Annotated in this window: 16 protein-coding genes; 7 read left to right on the forward strand and 9 right to left on the reverse strand. The window is 40.6% G+C overall.

Annotated elements, in window-relative coordinates:
• Positions 1–31: 31 nt before the first annotated feature.
• The 5 genes from ACULLH_RS08180 to ACULLH_RS08200 all read right to left on the reverse strand — a co-directional run bounded on the left by ACULLH_RS08180 (position 32) and on the right by ACULLH_RS08200 (position 9,671).
• Entirely contained in the window at positions 32–985 is a 954-nt protein-coding gene (locus ACULLH_RS08180; protein ID WP_454088255.1) for a family 43 glycosylhydrolase, read from the reverse strand.
• Between the two features lie 13 nt (positions 986–998).
• Entirely contained in the window at positions 999–2,498 is a 1,500-nt protein-coding gene (locus ACULLH_RS08185; protein WP_454088256.1) for a sulfatase family protein, read from the reverse strand.
• Positions 2,499–2,505: 7 nt separating this feature from the next.
• Positions 2,506–4,740, reverse strand: coding sequence for a TIM-barrel domain-containing protein (locus tag ACULLH_RS08190; protein ID WP_454088257.1), 2,235 nt, complete (start codon positions 4,738–4,740; stop codon positions 2,506–2,508).
• A 121-nt stretch (positions 4,741–4,861) separates the two neighbouring features.
• Complete coding sequence (locus tag ACULLH_RS08195) at positions 4,862–6,649, reverse strand: RagB/SusD family nutrient uptake outer membrane protein (RefSeq protein ID WP_454088258.1); 1,788 nt, start codon at positions 6,647–6,649, stop codon at positions 4,862–4,864.
• 28 nt (positions 6,650–6,677) lie between these two features.
• Positions 6,678–9,671, reverse strand: coding sequence for a SusC/RagA family TonB-linked outer membrane protein (locus tag ACULLH_RS08200; RefSeq protein WP_454088259.1), 2,994 nt, complete (start codon positions 9,669–9,671; stop codon positions 6,678–6,680).
• A 382-nt stretch (positions 9,672–10,053) separates the two neighbouring features.
• Between ACULLH_RS08200 and ACULLH_RS08205 the strand changes: the two genes are divergently transcribed.
• The 5 genes from ACULLH_RS08205 (at position 10,054) to ACULLH_RS08225 (ending at position 14,760) form a co-directional block, all read left to right on the forward strand.
• On the forward strand, positions 10,054–11,073 hold the full coding sequence (locus tag ACULLH_RS08205; protein WP_454088260.1) for a LacI family DNA-binding transcriptional regulator: 1,020 nt from the start codon (positions 10,054–10,056) through the stop codon (positions 11,071–11,073).
• A gap of 130 nt (positions 11,074–11,203) precedes the next feature.
• The gene (locus tag ACULLH_RS08210; protein WP_454088261.1) at positions 11,204–11,983 is read left to right on the forward strand and encodes an SDR family NAD(P)-dependent oxidoreductase; all 780 of its coding nucleotides are present in this window, start codon (positions 11,204–11,206) and stop codon (positions 11,981–11,983) included.
• A 45-nt stretch (positions 11,984–12,028) separates the two neighbouring features.
• Entirely contained in the window at positions 12,029–12,937 is a 909-nt protein-coding gene (locus ACULLH_RS08215) for a helix-turn-helix domain-containing protein (protein WP_454088262.1), read from the forward strand.
• Position 12,938: 1 nt separating this feature from the next.
• Positions 12,939–13,607, forward strand: coding sequence for an epimerase (locus tag ACULLH_RS08220; protein ID WP_454088263.1), 669 nt, complete (start codon positions 12,939–12,941; stop codon positions 13,605–13,607).
• Between the two features lie 10 nt (positions 13,608–13,617).
• Positions 13,618–14,760 carry an MBL fold metallo-hydrolase gene (locus ACULLH_RS08225; protein ID WP_454088264.1) on the forward strand — a complete coding sequence of 381 codons (1,143 nt, stop codon included), beginning with the start codon at positions 13,618–13,620 and terminating at the stop codon, positions 14,758–14,760.
• A gap of 222 nt (positions 14,761–14,982) precedes the next feature.
• On the opposite strand, the gene ACULLH_RS08230 is transcribed toward ACULLH_RS08225, so the two are convergent.
• From ACULLH_RS08230 to ACULLH_RS08245, 4 genes are all read right to left on the reverse strand, one after another.
• Entirely contained in the window at positions 14,983–16,533 is a 1,551-nt protein-coding gene (locus tag ACULLH_RS08230; protein ID WP_454088265.1) for a DUF3570 domain-containing protein, read from the reverse strand.
• Entirely contained in the window at positions 16,451–16,660 is a 210-nt protein-coding gene (locus tag ACULLH_RS08235; protein ID WP_454088266.1) for a DUF4266 domain-containing protein, read from the reverse strand. Before ACULLH_RS08235 ends, ACULLH_RS08230 begins: the two co-directional genes overlap by 83 nt.
• Positions 16,657–17,571, reverse strand: a complete 915-nt coding sequence (locus ACULLH_RS08240; RefSeq protein WP_454088826.1) for an FAD:protein FMN transferase — start codon at positions 17,569–17,571, stop codon at positions 16,657–16,659. Before ACULLH_RS08240 ends, ACULLH_RS08235 begins: the two co-directional genes overlap by 4 nt.
• A gap of 148 nt (positions 17,572–17,719) precedes the next feature.
• Positions 17,720–18,169, reverse strand: a complete 450-nt coding sequence (locus tag ACULLH_RS08245) for a thioredoxin family protein (protein WP_454088267.1) — start codon at positions 18,167–18,169, stop codon at positions 17,720–17,722.
• A gap of 113 nt (positions 18,170–18,282) precedes the next feature.
• On the opposite strand from ACULLH_RS08245, the gene ACULLH_RS08250 reads away from it, so the two are divergent.
• Positions 18,283–18,804: an RNA polymerase sigma factor gene (locus tag ACULLH_RS08250; protein ID WP_454088268.1), complete on the forward strand. Its 522-nt coding sequence runs from the start codon at positions 18,283–18,285 to the stop codon at positions 18,802–18,804.
• 38 nt (positions 18,805–18,842) lie between these two features.
• Positions 18,843–19,766, forward strand: coding sequence for a FecR family protein (locus ACULLH_RS08255; protein WP_454088269.1), 924 nt, complete (start codon positions 18,843–18,845; stop codon positions 19,764–19,766).
• Positions 19,767–19,770 lie beyond the last annotated feature (4 nt).

Raw genomic sequence — 19,770 nt, forward strand, 5'->3', positions numbered from 1 at the left:
CATTCGGTTTGAATTGTAATCTTGTTTCATATTATTTTTGATTCGGTGGTTTCATTGATGTTTCTTCATTTTCCAATCCATCATTCCATAACATTGGTGCTAGCTTAAAATCCTGTTGATCTCCAGATGATCTTGATAAATACCATTTCCCATCCAAATCCCTAACTATTTCTGCAGCATGCCATGGGTCTATTCTTTTCACTCGGTCTGTCACCTTCCAACTGAATGGGGATTTACTCCTAAAAAACTCTTGGGCGCCATGAGGCCATGGTCGTGCGGACAATGTCAAATAGTAATATTCTCCTCGCTTTACCACAAATGGTGATTCCACTCCCGGACTTTCAGTATGTTCATCAAAGCATATTTCGGGGCCTTCCCAATGTACCAAATCCTTGCTGGTACTGTATCCAACTACCCAGTGCTTGTCATCTTTGAGCATGCTGAAGTACATTATCCATGTATCCCCATGTTTAAACACCATGGGGTCCTTATTCTTTTGATTCCCCGTAAACGCGTTGGCATAGGCAAACAAGGGTTCATCGGAAGGATGCTCCCAACTAAACAAGTCTCTTGAAACAGCATATCTTATTTGGCGCGGCACTCCGATGCTGGTATAGAACATATAATACAATCCATCGTGATGAATAATATGAGGGGCCCAAATTTCTTGGTCTTTATAAGTGTATGATTGATGTTTTTCCCAACCTCTCTGGGTCAATGAATCGGCTGTAAGGTGGATAAACTCTCTATTGTCGGCAATGATGCCGTACAAATGCCATTTTTTATCACTAGGATTATAGATTATGGAATGATCATAAGCATAGGGCAGTTTGTAAATTACAAATGGTTCACCTATTGTAATAGACCTTTCTGCACCCTGATGCACCACCTTTGCAGCATTGGGTTGTTGAGTGGATTTGCATTGCACCAGTATCAAGCAGACAATCCACAAACCACTTATTTTTATAAAAGCTCTCATGGTCATAACTTCTCTTTTATCACTTCAATTCAAATCTTGTAAGCTCAAGTATTTTCCCTTCATTTTTTCCAACCCCAAAATTTCTAATGCCCGGTGAATCTCCCCAGATGCCTTTTTTTGGTTTTTCATCACTATACGGCCTTTGATACCAATCTGGAATTTCGTTTGATGATACACGGTCACCGGTTAATTTTTGCCAGCTTCCGAGAACATCCCTAAGCTCATTCAGCTTTTTAACATACGCTGGATCGGCGGCTAAGTTTTTTTCTTGATGCACATCATTTTTATAGTGATATAATTCCTCCGATTCCCTGGGAAACCTAAAAGGGTCCTGTTGAAGCTTGCTCAACTCCCCCTTATTGTTCAGCCTTATCATATAATCTACAAAAGCCTTTCCTCCTATACCGCTTCTATCGGGGTGGCCATTTTGAATGTAGAGATAACCTGAAGCATCCCTTACCGAACGATAATAGCTCGAATAGCCGTGCCAGTTTTGTTCTGAGATAGCATATTGATTGATATTTGTCGATTTAACATCCTTTAAAATAGGGAGTATGGAACGACCCTGAAAGGTATAGTCCTCGGGTGCATGTCCGGTTATTTCCACAAAAGTGGGAGCCAAATCCACCATACTTATCAAGTGGTCGCTTTGTTGGTCAGCTTTAATCTTGGAAGGCCAACTCACCAGAAGCGGGGTTTTCATGCCTGCATCATAGATATGGGCTTTTGACCTCCAAAATCCTCTTCCGTTGTCCGCTACAAAAACAATCATCGTATTCTCATATACCTGCTGCTCTTTGAGTTTGTCCATCACCTCTCCGATAAAATAATCCATGCGATGGATCTCGTCATAATATGCCGCCAACTGTTCCCTCATGTACTCTGTATCGGGAAGGTATGGCGGAACATGAACGTCTGTTATATCATGAACTTTGGGTGCCGTCCAAGGGTCATGGGGGTCATGGGCTGCAAACCACATAAAAAACGGTTTGTTTTTGGGGCGATCATCCAAGATCTTTGTCCAATTTTCAGCGCCAGATTCTCCTCCTCTATGATCTGTTAGATCAAATCCCCTTTTAGCGGGTCCGGAGGCTTGAAGCCAGTGATATCCAAGATGCCATTTTCCGCTTTGTGCTGTGTAGTAGCCGGATTTTTGCAAGATTTCCGGAAAATAATCAATCCCATCAAAGAATTCTGGGAAATCCACCTTATAATCTGGTAAGGCGCCTGTCGCCAAATCAGTTTGTCCATTGGACACCGGATATCTCCCGGTAACCATGCTCGCTCTGCTCGGACTGCAATTGGCGGCGGTCAAGTAGGCATTGTGGAATATTATGCCGTTTTCCGCCAGTTCTTGAAGGTTCGGTGTTTTGATGCCCTGGTTACCATAGCAGCTTAAGTCATCAGAGCTTAAGTCATCCGCAATAATGAATACAATGTTGGGCCTTGACCTTTGTTTTGTTTGGGCCTGCACCGTAAAACCAACAGAAATTAAAAAAAGAAGTATGGTTTTCTTCATTTATCCATCATTTGCTTCGTACTTCATAAACATGGTTCCTATTCAAATCAAAAGAAATAATACCGGTCTCACTTTCGACGGCATATTCCACAGACGAGTTGGCGGTCTTATCAAAAACCACAAGATTTCTGGAAAACTTCGAAGTGTTGAGATGAATTTCATTTGTATCCGAGTCGTTCGGATATGTAAAATTGAAGGTACCATCTGTTGTACCCGTAAAATATATTTTGGCCTTATATAAGATGCCAGCGGGCATTCTTTCAACCAGAATTCCCTTCCCACCCACAAAACAGGGAGTTTTTCCCAAGGGGATTTCAAAATCCTTCAACATAGTCGGACCTTCATATCTTTCCCCGCTTTCATAATCGAACCAAATCCCCTCCGGAAGGTATACCTCCATTTTGCCTGTTTCAAAGCTTTTTAGAAGTGGTGTTGCCAGTAATGATTCCCCTATCATCCATTGAAAGTTGGAATGGTTTATCGCACTTTCATCTTTTGGAAAAGCAATGCTTAAAGGCGTCAAGGTGGTCGGATATCCCGATTTATACCCCTTTAGCGCTTCGCTGTACATATAGGGTGCTATTTTAAAATGAAAATCGATGGCCATTTTGAACAACTGCTGTTTTTCTTTGGGCCATTTTGAGGGAAATGCACCAACTGAAAGTCCAGAAGTCAACGAGAGCAACCAGGTATGTCTTATATTCTTATCAACATCCTTCAAATTGTGCATGTTGTGCACTCCAGCCACATCGGAATAGACATTGGGAAAACCTGAGGCGGCATATTGAAAATAATTTATTGGGATTCGTCTCGATAATTCTCCCACACCAGTATCGTTGATGCGTAACAGGGTTCCAGGGGCTACAAACTCTCCATTTCTGGCCATGACATGTCCGCCCTGATTAGCTATTTCGGTAATAGGTCGGTTATAGATGTTTGTCAAGGAGTCGATATCCATCATGGTATCTTCCTTGATACCATCCACATCCCATTTGGCATATTGTTTCTGATACCATTGTGCTGCACCGGGTGCATCGCCATTTAATAAATTACTGGGAACTATAGGAAAAACTCCCGAGGTAATATCCAGGATTTCATTGTTGTCAGCAGACACCAAAAATCCTTTTTCTTTAGCTTCAGCTGTCAATTCATTGCCATAGAATGCATTGACCTTGAGGTTTTTGTCGCGTTTTTTGGTTTTGGGATAGTATGGACCTCCCTCTGGAATAAAATTGGTCCTCAAGCCTATCATCCAGTAAATATCTTTGGAATGCATCCATGCTTTAAAAGTGGACACATCTGGAAACTTCTTGCCCCATCTCCCAAAACTTGTCGTAGTGCCACCTTCATCCCAAAATCCAGAGCCGGTAACCGCCCATCGGATTGGGTATTCGTTATCATGAAACTTCTGTAATATTTCCTGAACAGTGAATTGATTGGTATTCCAACCCAAAGCATCCCAGGATTCCCATCCCAGCTCAAATAGTCTTGATTTTGGTTTCACACTTTTATAGCCTTCCTGTTCCCGTACTTTTTTATAATTGGCATAAATGGTTTTCGGGTTGCCCAGAAAGAAATAAAAAGTAGCTTCTCCTTCTGTAGCAACGTTCATTACATATTCTTTTTTGTTGATGGTGACCGTTTTTTTGCCCTTTTCAAAAAAGACGCTGGCTAAATCATTCTGTGGAAAAATGGTGAACGTACTCACCCAACGCCTACCTCCTCCATCGTTTTCTATCGTGTATACATCCTGCTTATTGTCAACTATATTGAATGATTCCTTGAATGCAGCGGCATCTCCAAGGCCATGAGCAGTAGGCATTCCACCAACGGCTAAAGAAATGTTTGTTGTTTTTTGATGAAGTGGTTTGACCCAAATCGAAGCAATATCTTTTTCAAAGGAAACGCTTACGTGCGCTTTCACCCCATTTTCATTGGTCACTACAAAATTGCGAACTCCAGTGTTGTTTGCTTCAATTTCTTCGGATGACATTACATGGCTTCCAGAAAAAATAATTCCGGATCGGTCATGCCCTGGAACGATATTTCTTCCCTCCTTCCAAAAAGAAAAAGAGAAATTCTCAGTATTTATATGCATATCATAGGAAACCCCATGTAGGACATACTTCCCTTTATTTTCCTTGGTTTTATCTTGACCAAGTCCACATGAATGCATCCCAATTGCCGCAATCAAAATGAGCCCAACCCTAAAAAAAGTTACCATAAGAGCTTTGTAAAACATCTTGGTTTCCAATTAAAACATTTAAATGAATGAAGGGGTAACAGCACCCCTTCACCCAATTTAAACTAAACTTAACCTAACTCAAACTATTAATTATCTAATTCAGTTAATTCTTAGAAATCTAATATCCAGGACTTTGTTCTATGGTAAATCCATTTGCGATATAAAGATCTATTTCAGATTGTGGAATCGGAAGCAAATAATCCCTAGGAGCTGTAAAATTGCGCTCTGTGGCATTTTGCCAGTTTCCAAACAACCTAGTGTCATAGGCTGTAGGATCGACAACGCCATCAATCAGTAAAGATCTCCAATCGTCATATTCCGATCTATCGGGGTATGTTACCACCCCATCATCATCGATACTTGGGATGGACGATGCGGTTGTAGTTGGCAAGTCCAAAACTCGACCAATCAATGCTTCCCCGCGTACTTTTTCAGCAATTCGCCATCTAAGGATGTCAATATATCTGAAGCCTTCATTGGCTAGCTCTATCCGTCTTTCCATTCGAAGTATTTTTCTCAACCCCGTCTGACTAGTCTCTGTTACGGCCGGAAACGCACCTCCACCATAGGCTCTCTGACGCAGTTGATTCAATGCGTCACGGGCAGCTGCCAAATCACCATTTAGCTCTATCTCTGCTTCCGCCTTTATGAGTAGCATTTCTCCCAATCGCATCAAGATAAAATCATTGTCGCTTGATCCCTGATTGGCCGCGACGGCTTCTATATCGGTGAACTTCCTCCAAAGGTACCCGGTAAGTCCTGCTGGCCATTGTGCCGACCTACAGTTTTCATTTACAACCCTAACAGGGTCACCATCTATAAATCTAGTGGTCTCCAGACTATCTCGGTGAGATTCGTGGATGTATCCTCCCCAAAGATCTTGAGGAATAACAATACTGGCCCGCAGTCTTGGATCTCTATTGGACCAAGGGTCTTGTGGGTCATAAGCCGGATCCTCATCTATAGGAAGTCCATTCGCTGTTGGGTAAGCATCAACTAGATTTTGAGTAGGTAAATGCTGACTGAAAATGCTTCCGAAGCGATAACCCTGTCTTAAAGGAATGTTATGGGTTCTGAAGGATTCGTCATAGGGTACTTTCAACATAATCTCGGAAGAGTTTTCGCCAGCTGGTGAAAAAAGCTCCTCGTAATTTGGGTGCAATGTAATACCTAGGGAATTTGCCGCTGAAATAGCCGCATCTGCTGCTTGTGAGGCAGTACTGAAATCCCCTGCATACAAAGCAATCCTAGCCCGAAGTCCGTGGACAGTGGCCAAGGTAACACGCTCTCCGGTTGCAGAGCCATCTATTAAAGTTGCAGCCTCGCTCAAATCTGACAACAAGCGTTGCACTATTTCAGCTTTTGGTGTTCTGGGTAAAAACGCTGCAGTTGGATCTGCGGAAGGCAAAAAGTCTATGAACGGAACATCTCCCCAAAATTCAATCAAAAAATGGTAATAAAATGCGCGTAAGGTAAGAGCCTGCGCTCTAAAATCATCCAATTTTGCGGGTTCAACAACCTCAGCGGCTCGATCCATATTGTCCAACATGCCGTTTGCTCTACCAATAGCCCTGTAATAGGTTCTGTAAAACCCAAAACCACTTGCCGGATCATGAGAGCTATTGCTCAATGCGCGTAGTCCATCATTGTCATCGGTAATTCGGTACAGCGCGTTATCGGTCAGAATGGCATCCATGTACATCACCACAGGTATACCTTCTTGTTGAGGTTCATTTAGCCTTCCATAAATACCGTTCAACGCTAGTTGCAATTCATTTTCATTTGAAAAGAAAGTGGCATCTGTTGGGTTGTCGAGTGGTTCCAAATCCAATACCTGATCACTACAGGATGATAGCAGTGAACCAAGTAATACTGTGAATACTATATATTTAAAACTCTTTTTCATCTTTATACTATTTGTCATTAGTTCACTATTAAAAAGTAGCATTGATACCAAAGGTGTATACCTTCACAATTGGATAAATTCCTCCTTGGGAGTTGTTTGGAATCAATGGATCTATACCATCTGGCAGGTCTTTATTCAAGGTGATCAAATTTTGACCGGACACATAAAATCGTAAACTGCCGATAAAGTTGTTCTCAAGCACTTTGCTCGGTAAGGAATAACCCAAAGTGATATTTCGTATCCTGAGATAGGATGCATCGAACACATAGGTGGAATTTGTACGACTGTTGTTGCTCGCTCCACTGTATGGCTTAAGGATTGGAAATCTTGCATTCGGATTTTCCGGCGTCCAAGATTCTGTCAAATGATATTCGAAAATGTTTCCTGCATTGAACAAGGGCTGAACCAAATTTCTTTGGAGATATACTTCCCTGTCCGAAACGCCTATGGCATTGACGGAAAAATCGAATCCTTTGAAATCAAACCCTCCATTGATGGAATAGGTAACTCCAGGGAACGAATTCCCTATGATTACACGGTCATCATTGTCTATAACACCATCGTTGTTCTGGTCCTTAAACTTGATATCACCAGGCTCATAAGGCGCAAATTGGGTAGCAGAATTGTCAATTTCCTCCTGTGTCTGGAAAATACCCTCAGACTCAAAACCAAAAATGGACCCTGCAGATTCACCCACTTCTAAGATTGAATTTCCACTAATAAGAAATTCCTCCCCATTGAGATCGGTTACCTCATTCTTAACAGTTGCAAAGTTTCCGCCCAGGTTAAACCTAAAATTCTCGCCAATTTTTCCATTCCAATTAAGTTCAACGTCAACACCGGTATTTTTCATACTGAATACATTGGCAATAGGATTGCCTAATCCCACTGTGGATGGAATCTGTTGTGTTCCCAAAAGATCATTCGTCTTATTGTTATAATACTCCACTGATCCGGTCAATTGCCCGTTGAGTAGTCCAAACTCCAACCCAATGTTGGTCTTTTCAGCAGTTTCCCATGTAATATTAGAGTTCCCAAGAACCTGTTGGGCCGCACCTTGTGCGATTCCTCCATTGGCAAAATGACTTGACCCAATGGCTATCAGTGAAGAGTATGGGAAATCTATAATGTTCCCATTATTATCAAGCAAGATTTGGTTACCCAACTGTCCCCAAGATCCCCTGAGTTTCAGGTTGCTGAACAATTTTTGGTTCTGCATAAATGACTCTTCGGTAATACGCCAAGCAGCCGAAAAACTGGGGAATGTACCCCATCTATTGGCTTCATTGAACCTTGAAGAACCGTCCCTTCGGATATTGAATTCAAACAGATACTTATTGTCAAAGGCATAATTGAACCGCCCAAAGACAGATTCCAAACCATTTTGTGTGGCACCTCCTGAGTTGGCATCATTCTCTGCATTACCATTGTTCAGCACTTCAAAATCCTGAATTACAAACTCGAATCTGGAAGCTCCAAAACTGGTCGACACACTTTTGATAAATTCATATCCCCCTAATGCGGTAATATGGTGTTTTCCAAATTGCTTATCATATCTTGCCGTGGCGTAAAAGTTGTCCGTAAAAGCCCTATTGTTCGATTGATTTAACTGGGTCTGGTTGTTTGTGCCAGAACTGATCAATATTTCAGGTCCATCAAACGATTCATAAACCGGATATTGCACACGGAAGTTGCTGTTGTAGCTTTCGGCATGTTCAGGTGAGTAAACTGCGCTAAGTTCCAATTCTGGAATCGGTTTGTACACCGCCTTTAACAACCCCCTAAAATAGTTGGCCTGGGTAGTGTTTGAACCCGAAGCCCTTGTTCCGGCAACTGGATTACCACCAGTAGAAGGTAGTGCAAACCTCCCATCGCTGTAAATGGCTTGAAATATTGCTGGTTGACGATAAGCTGCCTGCACCCCACTTCCTGCGGGCGAGCTTTCAATATCCGATCTTCTAAAATTGATATCTGCACTTATTTGAATCTTATCACTTACCTTAAAATCAGTATTGACCCTACCTTGATATCTTTCAAATCCAAAACCGGGGATATTTCCATCTTGGTCTTGATAGGAGAACGTAGCGTTTGTCTTGACCGATTCCGATCCGCCACTAATTCCTATACTGTGGTATTGTATGAAACCTGATTCCGAAAACAATAAGTCAATCCAATCTGTATCAGGAAAGTTGTCGGTATCCCCTGGATTATCCAAATATTGTTGTAGTAGGGCATCGTCGCCGGTAGCTTCCAAATAGGTAACAGCATCCACGGGGTCAGGCTGGTTGGTTGGATCTTGAAAACCTACGTAAGAGTTATAGGTAACCCTTGTCTTTCCTGCTTTGGCTCTTTTTGTGGTAATCACGATTACCCCATTTGCACCTCGATTACCGTAAATTGCAGCGGCACCCGCATCCTTAAGTACCGAAATACTCTCAATATCACCGGAATCTATCCCATTTAAACTTCCTTCGATACCATCTATGATGACCAATGGACTTGAAGATGCATTAATGGAATTGATTCCACGAATACGTAAGGTAGCCCCATCAGAACCGGGTTGTCCACTTGATTGAATAGCAGTTAAGCCAGGGGAAAGTCCCTGAAGTGCTTGGGATGTTTGAAAAACCGGCTGCTTAATAAGTTCTTCACTTTCGATAGTAGCTACAGAGCCCGAAAGACTTTCCTTGTTTTGGGTTCCATAACCAACCACAACAACCTCATCCAATACTGAAGTGTCTTCCTGTAACACTACATTAATAGTAGAAGCAGTGCCTACGGTAATGTTTTGGGCACTAAACCCAACATAAGAAAAGACCAGTACCTGGCCATCGGCCACCAGAATTGAATAGTTTCCATCAAAATCTGTTTGGGTACCGGTTGTGGTTCCTTGAATCACGACAGAAGCTCCGGGCAATGGTGCGCCCTGTCCGTCAGTGACATTCCCGCTTACCGTCTTTTCTTGGGCAAACAGCATTGCACTGAATGCCAAGAAGAATAACATTAAATACGTTCTTTTCATAAATTCATTAGTTAGTTTATTGAGCCCGCAAAGTATTCTATGTAATAGGTCGGAAAGCGAATAAGCAGAAGAAAATTACCGGAAACGTTGCCGAAAACGTTTTAATTTTCCGGAACCGTTTCCGAAAAAATGGGATTCTTATCCTGAATATATTTTACTGCAAACAGAGTTTATCATAGTTTATTGATAATCAGATTATTAACACATAATTATATTAAATAACTCTTTAATCAAATTAAATTTCGCTGCTAATCAATCTTTAACAGTCATATCGAAAACTTATGGGGACATTGAATAATAATTAGTACTTTCTGACATGTTTCGAAGTCTATTCTATAGTTTTCGGAAATTGAAATTTTCATGATTCAACAAAATCACTAGCATGAAACATGTTACCATAAAAGATGTAGCCAGGAAGCTCAATGTCTCTGTTTCTTCTGTTTCCAGGGCGTTCAATGATAAATATGATATCAAGGAGGAAACCAAGAAGCTGATACTACGTACCGCGGAAGAGATGGGTTATTTTCCAAATCCAATTGCCAAGAAGCTGAGTCAAAACAAAACCTTTAATATAGGGGTGGTGGTTCCTGAATTTGTCAATGAATTTTATTCCGAGGTAATCATCGCCATCCAAGAAGTTCTGATTTCCAACAATTACCAGGTGCTCGTGATGCAATCCGACGAGAATCCTGTTTTGGAGCTAAAAAATGCCAAAACACTTATCCATAATATGGTAGACGGATTGATCATTGCCCCTACGGCCGAAAGCAACAATATGGACTACTATCTAAACCAGATACAGTTGGGATGTCCTATTGTTTTTATGAGCAGAGTGGAAAAATCCTTGCGAGCTCCCAAAGTGGTTTTCAACAATCAAAAGTGGAGTTTCTTTGCCACTGAACATCTAATAAGGGAAGGCCACAAGAAAATCTATTATCTATCTGGAAAGAAAAATCTCTGTGTTACCAAAGACAGAATCAACGGGTTTACCAGAGCTATGAACAAACATAAGGTTCCAAAAGAAAACTATAAAATCATAGAGGCGGGCATTAACGCCAAAGAGGGGATTGAAATCGTGGAGGACCTAATATATAACCACGATCTCCCCGATGCCTTTTTCTGTTTCAACGATTTAATTGCCATTGGGGTAATCAAAAGCCTGAAGAACAATGGATATAGCATTCCCAACGACATAGCGGTGATGGGCTTTACTGAAACACATATGGCTGAATTTATCACTCCTCAGCTCAGCAGTGTGCGACAACCGACCTACGATATGGGCCGTGAGGCTGCCAAACTTCTTCTTAAACAAATCAATGGGGAACCCGAACTTGAGGAAACCGTTGTTATGAACGGGGAATTGAATATTAGAAAATCCTCCCGTAAGTTGGATGTTACATAAGACCATCAAGATCAAATAGTTAACATTGTGATCAATTCTGTAAAATGTATACGTCCTTAGGTGAAATGTATACTTCTTCCTTCCATGCCCAAACTAATTTTGTTTCATAATTAATTTAAAGTTTGACAAAATGGAAAAGACAGCTTTAATAACAGGAGCAAGTAGTGGCATCGGAAAAGAGTTGGCACGAATTCACGCAGAAAGAGGTTGGGATATAATTATTGTAGCTCGAAGGCAAGAAAAGCTGAACGAGCTCAAATTGGAACTCGAGCAGAAGTTCGCTGTTAAGGTATTGACTATTGTCAAGGATTTAAGCAATCCTGGAGCTCCGAAGGAGATTTTTGAAAAAATTCAACAAAAGGGTATCCAAATCCATTATCTGATCAACAATGCAGGTTTTGGACTCCGTGGAAAATTCCATGAGCTTACTTGGGAACGCCAACAGCAGATGATACATCTGAACATGGTGGCACTTACAGAGCTTATGTATCTTTTCCTTCCAGAAATGATTGCAAGAAATAGTGGCAAAATCTTGAACACTTCCTCCACGGCTTCATTTTTACCCGGACCTCTTCAGGCTATTTATTATGCCTCCAAGGCGTATGTAACCTATTTAGGAAATGCTATCGCCGAGGAACTGCACGATACCAATATTACTGTAACAACATTGATGCCCGGAGCAACTGAAACTGAGTTTGCATCGACCTCTGGTATGGACAAAACAGGCTTGTTCGAAAAAACAGTGAGTGCTCGTTCTGTTGCTGAGGATGGTTACAACGGCATGTTGGAGGGAAAACTGGATGTTATTTCCGGATTGACCTTTGCACAAAGTTTGATGATGAAGACCCTTCCGTTTACACCGAAGAAGACGATACTTAAGCAGGTTCGTAAAATGCAGGAGGTTGACTAAAGTCAATATTATTGTTTAGCTTAGAAATATGCAGTATTCAGTATCATGAAAGATATCATACACATAAAATCCATAACGGAAGCCAACAGCATGTTTGGCATGCCTCCTCCCAAGCATCCCCTGGTATCGGTAATTTGGGCAAAAGACCTTCCACATTTCCATGAATTCGAAGGTGTGCGAATCAATACAAACCTATTCGCGGTCTCGCTAAAGGATGGCATTACCGGTTCGATGGGTTATGGACGTAACTCGTATGATTTTACCGAGGGAATGATGGTATTTTCCAAACCCAATCAGGTAATGACTTTTGAAGAAAAAAATGTGGAAGAGGATGCCAAAGGTTGGCTGTTGGTATTTCACCCGGACCTTATTAGAAAGTCTGAATTGGGCAGAACGATTGACAACTATTCCTTTTTTGATTATGAAGTGCACGAAGCATTGCACCTATCCGATGAAGAGAAAGCAACTCTAACCGATTTGGTGCTCAAAATTGAAACGGAAATCAATCAAAATATTGATAAGCACAGTCAAAAACTTATCATTGCCAATATTGAACTGATCTTGGACTACTGCAACCGCTATTACGACCGTCAGTTTTATGTCCGTACCAATTTGCACCAAGATCATATCAGTGAGTTCGAAAGTTTGTTGAAGGATTATTTCATTTCTGAAAAGCCTTCCGAGTTAGGCCTTCCAACAGTTCGATATTGTGGGGAAAGACTCAACATGTCGCCCAATTACCTCAGTGACCTTTTAAAGAAGGAAACCGGGATGTCAGCGAAAGAACACATCAATGCATTCATAGTAAACAAGGCCAAAAACAAATTGCTGGGTTCTACAGATTCCGTGAGTGAAATAGCCTATTCCTTGGGGTTTGAATACCCACAGCACTTTAGCAAACTATTTAAGTCCAAAACAGGAATGAGTCCTGTAAAATATAGAGGATTGAATTAAAATGAAGAAAGTAATAATCACCGGAGCAACCGGAATGGTAGGGAAAGGCGTTCTACTCGAATGCTTGGACAGTCGATATATTGAAGAAGTCCTGATCATAAATAGGTCTTCCCTTGGATTGAGCAATCCCAAACTAAAGGAGATTGTTCTTAAGGACTTTGCCGATCTGAAAACCGTGCAGGACCAACTTGTTGGATATGACGCCTGTTTTTACTGTATGGGTGTTTCTGTTCTGGGTTTGAACGAAAAAAGTTATACCCGGATAACTTATGGAATCACTAAAATTTTTGTTGATATCCTGTATGAATTAAATCCTGAAATGGTTTTCAACTACGTCTCAGGCACTGGAACAGATAGCTCTGAAAAAGGAAAATCGATGTGGGCCAGGGTAAAAGGTGCTACCGAAAACTACCTGCTAAACAAAGGCTTCCAAGATGCTTATTGCTTTAGACCTGGAATGATCATCCCTGAAAGGGGCATCAAATCAAGAACAACTTGGTACAATTTAATCTATGTGTTGATGAGGCCCTTTTTCCCGCTATTTAAAAAATCCAAGAACGTTACCACTACAAGTCGTATTGGAAAAGCGATGATCAACTCGTTACAGGTAAAGTCGAATGATAAGCATTTGGAAAATGCAGCGATCAATGCTTTGGCCTTGAACAACTAATCTTTACTAATTGAAAACACTTTTAAAATATCTAAAACGAATGTTACTGACTATTCTGGTCCTTATAGGTGTTGTGGTCGTAGCCTACCTCCTATTTGTGAATTTCTATCCAAGTTTGGGGGGAGATGTCTCCGAAGAACGCAAAACCCAATATCAATCTTCCGCACAATTTTCTGAAGGTATCTTCAAAAACAACAAGGATGTGCCCAAAGACCCAAGCTTTTCAGAAACTTTGAAAATTGCTCGCAAGTTTTTCTTTGAAAAGGTGGAGAACGGCAAACCCGAAAACGAAATTGGGATTAAAAAAATTGATTCCCTCGAACTTGCCGATTATCCGGGAGCAACGCGACTAATTTGGTTTGGTCATTCCGCTTTCTTGTTACAAATGGATGGGAAAAACATTTTAATCGACCCCATGTTCGGCGAAGTGCCAGCACCTCATCCTTTGTTAGGCGCTAATCGATTTCACAACCAATTGCCCATCGAGATTGACAAACTGCCTAAAATAGATGCTGTCATAATCTCCCATGACCATTATGATCATTTGGATTACCAATCCATCAAAAGCTTGAAAGACAAGGTGGAACAATTCTACGTACCGCTTGGAGTTGGCGTTCATCTGGAGGCCTGGGATGTGTCCAAAGAAGCTATAGTGGAACTGGACTGGTGGCAAGAAGTTTATTATAAAGATCTTCTGTTTGTGTGCACACCAGCGCAGCATTTTTCCGGGAGAAAATTTACTAATGGACAAAGTACATTATGGAGTTCGTGGGTGATCAAATCAGAAAATGAAAACATCTTTTTTAGTGGCGATAGTGGTTATTCAACCCATTTTAAAGAGATAGGACACGCCTATGGCCCTTTTGATTTTGCAATGTTGGAATGTGGCCAGTATAACAAAATGTGGCCCGATATCCATATGTTCCCCGAGGAAACGGTTCAAGCCAGTATAGATTTAAAGTCGAAGGTATTTATGCCGATACACTGGGGTGCCTTTAAGCTGGCACTGCATTCATGGACAGACCCGGTAGAACGTGCTGTCCAAAAAGCGCAAGAATTGCAGGTCCCTATGATAACGCCAAAAATTGGAGAACCCATAATATTAAACAACCCTCTAGATTATTCAACCCATTGGTGGGGAGGTGAAAAATAATTCCTTAACAAAATCTATTTACTATGCAAAAGAAAACCGGATGACACATAAAAATCATCCGGTTACCCAAACTAATCACCATTCAAAAACACCTAAACTACGTTGTTAAACTACCTGTTGACATATATGATTGTCATAAGAAAAAGGACATAAGCTATTAGGTATAAATACTTGAACCTACCTCCTAAGATTTGTTTCTCTTTCCCATTCATAACTTTACTCTTAATCCATTACAAATTTTAATCCTACCCCAAAATAGTTAGCCTTAAGACCGGTACTCCGCGTATAGTTATTATATTTTAAATCAACGCTCTTTAATCCAAATTTCCACGTTCTAAACTTTGTAAAAATATCGGTGTATGATATGCCGATACCATATTGATGGGCATCATATTGTGATAGATCAAAATCCGAGGTATAATATGGACTAGTTGACAAATGGGTGTCGAACGGGGCAAAATAATCCGCTTGGCTCTGAGTATAATACCTGTAGGAGGGATACAAAGTGAACTTTTGTGATATTTTCACTGGTAATTCTATGTTCGCAGTATGCGATCGCAGTCCCCAATCATCAAAATAATAGCGATAATAGGTTCTTACGGACAAGAATTCGTTTACAAAATGGTTCAATCGCATCCCTATGGGTATTTTCAATCTATTTTCAGGGAGTCGCTCCAGATCGTCAGCCAACATAAATACGTCAACATTCTCTACAGAGGTATAATTCGGAATATTAGCTGCATTTCCAATGAAATAGTTGGGTCTATCAGCAAAATATACACGTTGCATAGGATTTGCCAACCATCCTTGTTGGTTTATCAAATCCGCAAAAAGCGATATTTGCGTGTTTTTTCCTAAAATCTGCGAAAATGAAAGGGAAAGCGCATAGGTGTTACGTTTCTTGTTTGTAATAAGACCAAATCCATCCAACGGCCCCCAAGTATTGCCAGTATTCTTGTCCGTGATGTTACCATTCTCATCGAGTATGTTGATCCCACTAAAAAAGCCATTGTTTAAATTACCTCCTACCTCAACATAGGTGTCCAATTCAGTTGGATATTTAGGAATCCAGTTATCCAAAAACACGTTGGCCTTTATTCCAATTTCCGTATTCTTCTCATTGAAAAGTTTGGTAAAGCCCCCTCCGAACCCAATGGATACGTAATCGTATTCGATTGCAAAGGAAGCATTGGCACTCAATATTTCATTTCTATCCTTTGAGCTATGGGAATAACTTGCCGCAATACTTCCCCAAGTATCTTGTCTAGATGCTCCAGATGAAGCTACCCATGGACTCCCTATAACATCTTCTGGATTTGCAACCATTCCTCCTCCTTCATCATCATCGTCATCGTCATCGTAATTGGCCGAAGCACCTGAAAGGTCAAAAGGATCGAGATTGCTGGAAGAAGCAGAGGTATAGGTTGAAATACCTGTGTCAATGGTCAATACATCATCTGGATTAAGCGGGATGCTCACTACAATGGATGGGGCCAAATCTGTTAGCTCCTCGGTACCGACTCCACCAGTAACCGAAGCATTATTTCCAGTTTGCTCGTAATAACTCGATAAAATATCAACCTCTGTGGACTCCAGAACTCTTTTCTCGTAGGAAGTTGCGTTCTCCTGCTGTGATATTCCGGTGAACGCCCAAAGCATGGTCAACATCCAAATTTTGGGACTAATATTTTTAATTACACCCACAACCACCTCCTGACTTTCCGCCATTCGCTCCAGATGCTCCCTCACGATATACCTGATAACTAATCTCAAATTTTGTAAACTTTTTATCCGCCAAAAGCATGTCGGGATCATTAATGTTCACCTTTTCATATTCATGCAGGGTAACGCATGATGTCAAACCCAATAATGGAATAAGTATTATTGCAATTCTTTTCATAGTTCCTTTTGCTTATCACTGTTTTTTAATTCAATATTTTTTGAGGTAATTATGGTGTTATCGGCATCCACAATTATGCATTCTACTTCGTTCAGTTGATTGATAAAATCCAACCCTGTTTCCTTCCCCATTACAAATACCGATGTAGCCAATGCATCTGCAAGCTCCGCTGTTTGGGTAAAAACCGTAACACTTAATAATCCGGTACTAGGGTATCCAGTCCTTGGGTTGATGATATGGGAATACAGTTCTCCATTGAATCTCACATATTTTTCATAATTCCCCGATGTTACTACAGCACCATCTTTAACCGGAAGCCACGAAAACACCTTCTTTTTATCCAAAGGATTCACAATGGCTACCATCCAATCTTTTCCGTCAGGTTGGGTGCCCCAGGCGTTTAAGTCGCCCGAGGCATTGATAATTCCCGAATGAACACCTAACTTTATCAATAGCTGTTTTGCCATATCCGCGGCATATCCTTTTCCAATGGCTCCGAAACCAATCTTCGTACCTACTTTCTTTAGAAAGACCGTTTTATTTTCCTCGTCAAGAACAATATTCTCGTATCCTACTTTTTCGATTGATTTTTTAATTGCAAGCTTATCAGGCATCTTGGCCATAGTCCCATCAAATTTCCAGATACGGTCCATTGAGGCATAACTGATGTCAAATGCCCCCTGGGTTAATTTTGAAAGTTTTACGGATCTTTTTATTAATTGAAAAAGTTCATCATCAACTTTTACGGGAATCTTCCCGGAGTTGGTATTGATCTTTGAAGTCTGTGAATTGGCATCCCAAGAAGAGATCAGTTTTTCTATTCTTGTGATTTCTTCGATAGCTGCATCAATATGTTGGTTTCCTTCTTTTTGGTTTGAAGCCGTAACCGTAATATCGAATCGGCTCCCCATCAACTTTACGGTTCTATGGTATACCCCAACTTGACCGCTGATTGCCTCAATATCTGTACCCTTATGCTTATCCTTCAGCACATAGAGCATTAGTATCCCTAAAAAAAACGTAATACTCAAAATAATCGGTTTCATCAATTTCTTAGGTTTATTTGGAAAATGCATTTAGTTTATTGAAATAGGCGGTTGGACTTATTTTTTCATATCCCATGTCTCCCAGAATTTTACCGTGGTTATCCAGAATCACCACATATGGGAAATGGCCTTTCGGATTGTATTTTTGGGCCAATGTCTTATTGTGCGCCTCAGTTTCTGGGGATAGTTTGTTTTTTTTCCTTCTCGGAAAATCGGCCTTGAGCATGACAAATTTCGTTTTGGCCAAACTTTTAAATTCAGCTGTGCTCCAAATTTCCTTATCCAGTTTTATGCAGGGCGCACACCAATCGGAGCCCTGAAAGACCAGTATAATGCTCCTATCTCCGTCCTCTGCAATCTTTTTGGCAGTTTCTATATCAGTTTGCCATTCTTGGGCAATACCTTGCCAAAAAGCACATAAAAAAAGTATCTGGGCCAGCAACTTATGTTTCGTGGTGATCATGATATTTCCTGTTTCTTGTTTGGGTTCTTTACAGTAGGACAGTCCAATTGGAATACACCCTATTTTTTTTAATATTTATTTTTACATCCTATATTGATCTCTTATTGGCCCATATGTCAGAAAAAGAACCCTCCATCTGTGAACCTGAGAATTATAATCAGTTGTTCAGGAACCTATACGGACCGGTAACTCGATATATTTATTATAAGTGTGGAGATTTGCAACAAGCAGAGGATATAGTACAAAATGCCTTCCTTAAACTATGGAAGCTTTGTGCGTCGGTTCAATTTTCAAAGGCCAAATCCTACATTTACAAAGCCTGTAACCATCTTTTTTTGAATGAGATGGCACATCAAAAAGTGGTATTGAAGCATCTAAATTCGGTTAGGCAGACCAAGGATAATGAAAGCCCTGATTTTTTGATGGAAATGGAGGAATTTCGAAAAAAATTGAAAGCTGCCCTCGGAAATCTTCCGCCAAAAGAGCGTGAGGTTTTTCTACTGAGCAGAATCGAAAAGAAAACATACAGGGAAATTGCTGAAATTACGGGACTGACGGTCAAGGGGATTGAAAGAAGAATGAGCAAGGCATTGTTGCAACTTAGGGAAATGCTCGGAAAAGAAATTAAATTTTAAATAGGGTATTTTATGTTCTGTTTGTCAAATAGATAAGAATGGATAAGCCTATGGATGACAATTACATTGACGAAGAGTTTTTGGCAAGATGGATGGCAAACGAGCTTACTGAAAAAGAACGTTTGGCGTTTGAAAAAACCGAAGCTTACAAGGAAATCAAATTGATTTACGAGGAATCCCAATTTTTGGAAGGCCCTCATGTCAATACCGAGGAGGCGCTTAAAAAGGTGACGTCTATACTTCACCAAGGAGAAGAAAAGCCAAAAGTGAGATATCTCAAGTGGATATCCCTAGCCGCTAGTCTGACCATAATTTTTGGAATTACCATCTTTTTTCTTGCCACCAAAACTTACAGTACCGGAATTGGAGAAAAATTGACCATTATCTTATCTGATAGCTCCGTGGTTGATTTAAATGCAAATTCAAGCATATCCCATAAACGTTTCGGTTGGTTAAATCAAAAAGAAGTGGATTTAGAAGGTGAGGCCTATTTTAAGATAACCCATGGACCAGGTTTTAAAGTAAAAACCTCTAAAGGTTCAATAGATGTCTTGGGTACGGAATTCAACATCAAGGATAGGGAAAATTTCAGTATTAGCTGTTATGATGGAAAAATACAGTTCTCCTTGTTGGAAAATGATGTGAGCCCACTAGTTTTAACCAAAGGAATGGAAGTGCGATTGGACAGCAATCAAATAACCACCTCAAACATACAATTACCAATGCCTTCATGGAAACTTGGTAGTTCAACTTTTGAAGATCGACCCATTTTAGAAGTGCTTCAAGAACTTAAAAATCATTTCCCAGTTGAATTTAAATTGGAGAATGTGAGATTGGAACGCCTATATACTGGGGCTTTTAGCCATGATAGCTTACAAATAGCATTGGAAGCCACATTGACCCCGATGGGTATTAAGTATCAAATTTCAGAGGATCAAAAAATGATTATTCTGTCCGAATAAGATA

The sequence above is a fragment of the Flagellimonas sp. 2504JD4-2 genome (genome assembly GCF_053642935.1).